4 protein-coding genes and 1 pseudogene are annotated in these 3,539 nt (G+C 67.2%); 3 read left to right on the top strand and 2 right to left on the bottom strand.

The features are described from left to right. Positions 1-211, bottom strand: a pseudogene (locus tag A5706_RS09770) (hypothetical protein); the annotation flags it as partial. Beyond that, entirely contained in the window at positions 208-666 is a 459-nt protein-coding gene (locus tag A5706_RS09765; RefSeq protein ID WP_068129535.1) for an MmpS family transport accessory protein, read from the bottom strand. The gene A5706_RS09765 and the pseudogene A5706_RS09770, both read right to left, overlap by 4 nt. Positions 667-1,060: 394 nt before the next feature. On the opposite strand from A5706_RS09765, the gene A5706_RS09760 reads away from it, so the two are divergent. The 3 genes from A5706_RS09760 to A5706_RS09750 all read left to right on the top strand — a co-directional run. Next, positions 1,061-2,206 carry a VOC family protein gene (locus A5706_RS09760; RefSeq protein ID WP_068129533.1) on the top strand — a complete coding sequence of 382 codons (1,146 nt, stop codon included), beginning with the start codon at positions 1,061-1,063 and terminating at the stop codon, positions 2,204-2,206. 38 nt (positions 2,207-2,244) lie between these two features. Then, positions 2,245-3,162, top strand: coding sequence for a fumarylacetoacetate hydrolase family protein (locus tag A5706_RS09755; RefSeq protein WP_068129531.1), 918 nt, complete (start codon positions 2,245-2,247; stop codon positions 3,160-3,162). Beyond that, positions 3,159-3,539: FAD-dependent monooxygenase (locus A5706_RS09750; RefSeq protein ID WP_156767039.1), on the top strand; the 381-nt coding region annotated here is incomplete at its 3' end. The genes A5706_RS09755 and A5706_RS09750, both read left to right, overlap by 4 nt.

The raw sequence follows: 3,539 nt of genomic DNA, 5'->3' as shown, positions 1-3,539 counted from the left end.
CCCGGGGGACCAACGCCTTGGCATTGGCCTTGGTGTTCTCCTCGATGGAGGGGACGAACACATTCACCACGACGCCCAGCACCACCCAGAACAAGACGATCGGCAGTGCGAACTGGCGACACAATCTCGCGAGGAGGGGTCGCTTGACCGGTTCGTCGGCCGGGACCGGATCTTCGGTCTCGATGGGCCCGGTGGGCGCCTCGTCGTTCATGCCGCGGTCACCGTGCACGCGACAGCGGCGCTCTGGTGGGACACGAGGTGCTCGTCCCGGACCTTGCCGTCGACGAGGATGCGGCACCCGGCCGAGTCCCCGTCGACCTGCATCACGAGGCTCAAGGTCGCCGAGGGCGACATCGTCGTCTCCGACACCGACCAGGGCAGGGCTGTCAGCCGGACTTCGACCGGCTGGCTGTCAAGGTTCGCGTAGACGACCTTCCCGCCCTCGCCGAGTGTGCCGAATGCCTCGTAGGTGACGTTCTTGGGGTTGATCTGGACGACGGTGGCCGGGAGGGAGCTCGTCGTGGCCGGATGGCTGATGGCCTCGCTGTTATTTCGGACGGTGTTGACGCCGTAAGCGACGACCGCGAGGACGGCCACAATGACGAGGGGCCGCCAAAGTTTACCGAGGGCGCTTATGTTTCCTCGCCCTTTGCGTCTAGTGCTCATGCCGATCCTCCTCCGGATCGTTCACCACGCGCGCACTATTGGAGGCAAGCCTCCAAGGCGGGTCTTTCGACCTTTCCTGGACCGTCAGATTCGGTTGTGTGTGCATAGTAAACGCTAAAAAGCGAAGAGCGCTATATGAATTAGTTGCGCAATCTAACGGCGATTCTTGGGGGCATCGGCTCGTCTTTGACTGAGTTGCGTTGTCATCCAACACAACAGTGACGAATAGTCAGAACCGCGGATACCCGCTAGCAGGGTATGCCGAGTGGCGTCAGCCGCAAGGACAGGCGGTCACCACGGCGCCATGCTTGATGGCGAGTGCGGTAAGCGGACGTGTGCGCCGCCGAAAGCCTTGCCAATTCATGCCTTTCATCTTGTCTCTGAGGAGCGACCAATGACCGACCAACTCATCGGTGCCCATAACGGGCTGCACAGCGAGCAGGGCGGCCTGCCGGGTGAGCATCCCGGACGCTGCGCCAACCCGGTCATCAAGGTCCACGACGTCATCTGGCTGGAGTTCGAAAAGCCCGACCTGAAGAAGGCCGCGGAATTCGCGGTGGCCTTCGGGTTCAGCGTCGCGCTGCGCACCGACGACGAGTTGCACCTGCGCGGCAGCGACGCCGGTGCGCCGTGCGTCCTGATCCGCCGCGGCGCGCGGTCGCGGTTCATCGGCCCCGCGTTCGTGGCCGCCGAGTACTCCGACCTGCTGCGGTTGGCGGGCGCGACCGGGACGACGGTGCGGCCGCTGCCCGAGACCCTCGGTGGGGTGGCGATCCACCTCGTCGACCCGAGCGGCATTCCGCTGAAGGTGGTTTCGGGTGTCTACGAGTTCGAGGAGCTGCCCTCCCAGCAGCCGCACGTGTTCAACTTCGGCCCCAGCCACCAGACCGTCCGGGCCAACTCCACCCAGCGGCCCCCGCGCGTGCCCGCCACGGTGCAGCGGCTCGGGCACATCGTGCTGCAGACCCCGAAGTACATCGAGGCGCTGAACTGGTACCTGGAGCACCTCGGCCTGATCGTCAGCGACTTCTGCTACTACCCGGGCCAGCGCGAGCGGGGCCCCGTCATGAGCTTCATCCGCTGCGACCGCGGCTCGGTGCCCGCCGACCACCACACGCTGGCGATGGCGTTGGGGCCGACCCACCGCTACGTGCACTCGGCCTATCAGGTCGCCGACCTCGATGCGCTGGCCGCCGGCGGCGAATACCTGCGTGAGCAAGGGTATTTCCGCTCGTGGGGCATCGGCCGCCACATCCAGGGCAGCCAGCTCTTCGATTACTGGCGGGACCCGGAGGGCGACTTCCTCGTCGAGCACTACGCCGACGGCGACATGTTCGACAACACCCTCGAGCCCGGCTGGGCGCCGCTGACGGCCTCCGGCCTGTACCAATGGGGCCCGCCGCCGAGCCGGGACTTCCTGGGCGTCGGCTCGCCGAGCGAAACCGCGCGCGAAGTCGCCCTGATGGTCGACGCGCTGCGCCACGACAACGAGTTCGACCTGTCCGCCCTGCGCGGGCTGTTCGCGGTCGGCAACTCCTGACAGCCACCACCCACCGAGAGAAAGTAAGGATCCCCGCAATGACCATCTCGATCCTGCGCACCGCCGACGCGTGGTGGGTGCAGACGCCCAACGGCGCCGCCCGCATCCGCACCGACGCGACCACCACCGCCGGCGTGCTGGCCGAGCGCCGCGCCATCGACGACGCCGCCCACTCCATCGACACGGTGCCGCTGGCGAACCTCGCGCTGGTCTCGCCGGTCACCACGCCGTGCCGGTTGGTCGCCCAGGCCACCAACTACGCCTCGCACGTGCGCGACGTCGGGCGCGACCCGGCCAAGACGCCGCTGACCTTCTTCCGCAAGGCCTCCGGTTCGGTCACCGGTCCGTTCGACGACATCGTCAAGCCACCCCACGTGAAGCTGCTGGACTACGAACTCGAGATCGGTCTGCTGATCGGCCGCGAGATCCCGGTGGGCACCGAGGTCACGGAGGCCAACCTGGCCGAGTTCGTTCACGGGCTGGTCGTGACCAACGACGTGTCGGCGCGCGACGTCCAGCTGACCAAACAGCAGTTCTTCGAGTCGAAGTCGTACCCGACGTTCACCCCGGTCGGGCCGGCCGTGGTGCTGGTCGACGCCGACGAGCTAAAGCGCTTCGGCGACCTGCGGCTGCAGCTGCGGGTCAACGGCGAGCTGCGGCAGAACATGGTGGTGGAGGGCGACATGCTGTACTCGCCCGTCGAGGCTCTGCAGACGCTGGCCAGGTTCCAGAAGGTGGAAGCCGGCGACCTGATCCTCACCGGCACCCCGGTCGGCACCGCGCTCACCGCGCGGGGAGTCGAGAACCCGCACCAGATGGACCTGATGACGTTCCTCGCCGACCAGGCGACGAACCCCAACTACCTGCAGCACGGGGACGTCGTGGAGGCCACGGTGGCCACCGACGACGGCGCCCTCGACCTCGGCACGCAACGCAACAAGGTGGTCTACCGATGAACGCACACTCCAACGGCGCTGCGGCGTCCCTGCCGGACTTCGTGCCGGTGATCATCGTCGGCGCCGGCCCGACCGGCATCACCGCGGCGACGCTGCTGGGCCAGTACGGCATCCCGACGCTGGTGCTCGACCGGCACGAAACCGTCTACCCGCTGCCCCGTGCGGTGCACGCCGATGACGAGATCTACCGGATCCTGGCGCGCCTGGGCGTGGGCGATGAGTTCGCCGCCCACCGGCGGCCCGCGCACGGACTTCGCCTGCTGGACAAGGAGTTTCGGGTGCTGGCCGAGCTCAAGCGCAGCACCGACCCCAGCGCCAACGGCTACCCGCAGATGAACATGTTCGATCAGCCGGAGCTGGAAGCGATGATGCGCACC

Source organism: Mycobacterium sp. E796 (assembly GCF_001672815.1).
Classification (GTDB): Bacteria; Actinomycetota; Actinomycetes; order Mycobacteriales; family Mycobacteriaceae; genus Mycobacterium.
The sequence above is the reverse complement of the archived record's forward strand: the minus strand, read 5'-3'. Positions and strand labels throughout refer to the sequence as shown.

What these genes read in the sequence shown, in the direction of transcription:
- A5706_RS09765 (WP_068129535.1), bottom strand. Translation starts at nt 666, where the DNA reads ATGAGCACTAGACGCAAAGGGCGAGGAAACATAAGCGCCCTCGGTAAA.
- A5706_RS09760 (WP_068129533.1), top strand. Translation starts at nt 1,061, where the DNA reads ATGACCGACCAACTCATCGGTGCCCATAACGGGCTGCACAGCGAGCAG.
- A5706_RS09755 (WP_068129531.1), top strand. Translation starts at nt 2,245, where the DNA reads ATGACCATCTCGATCCTGCGCACCGCCGACGCGTGGTGGGTGCAGACG.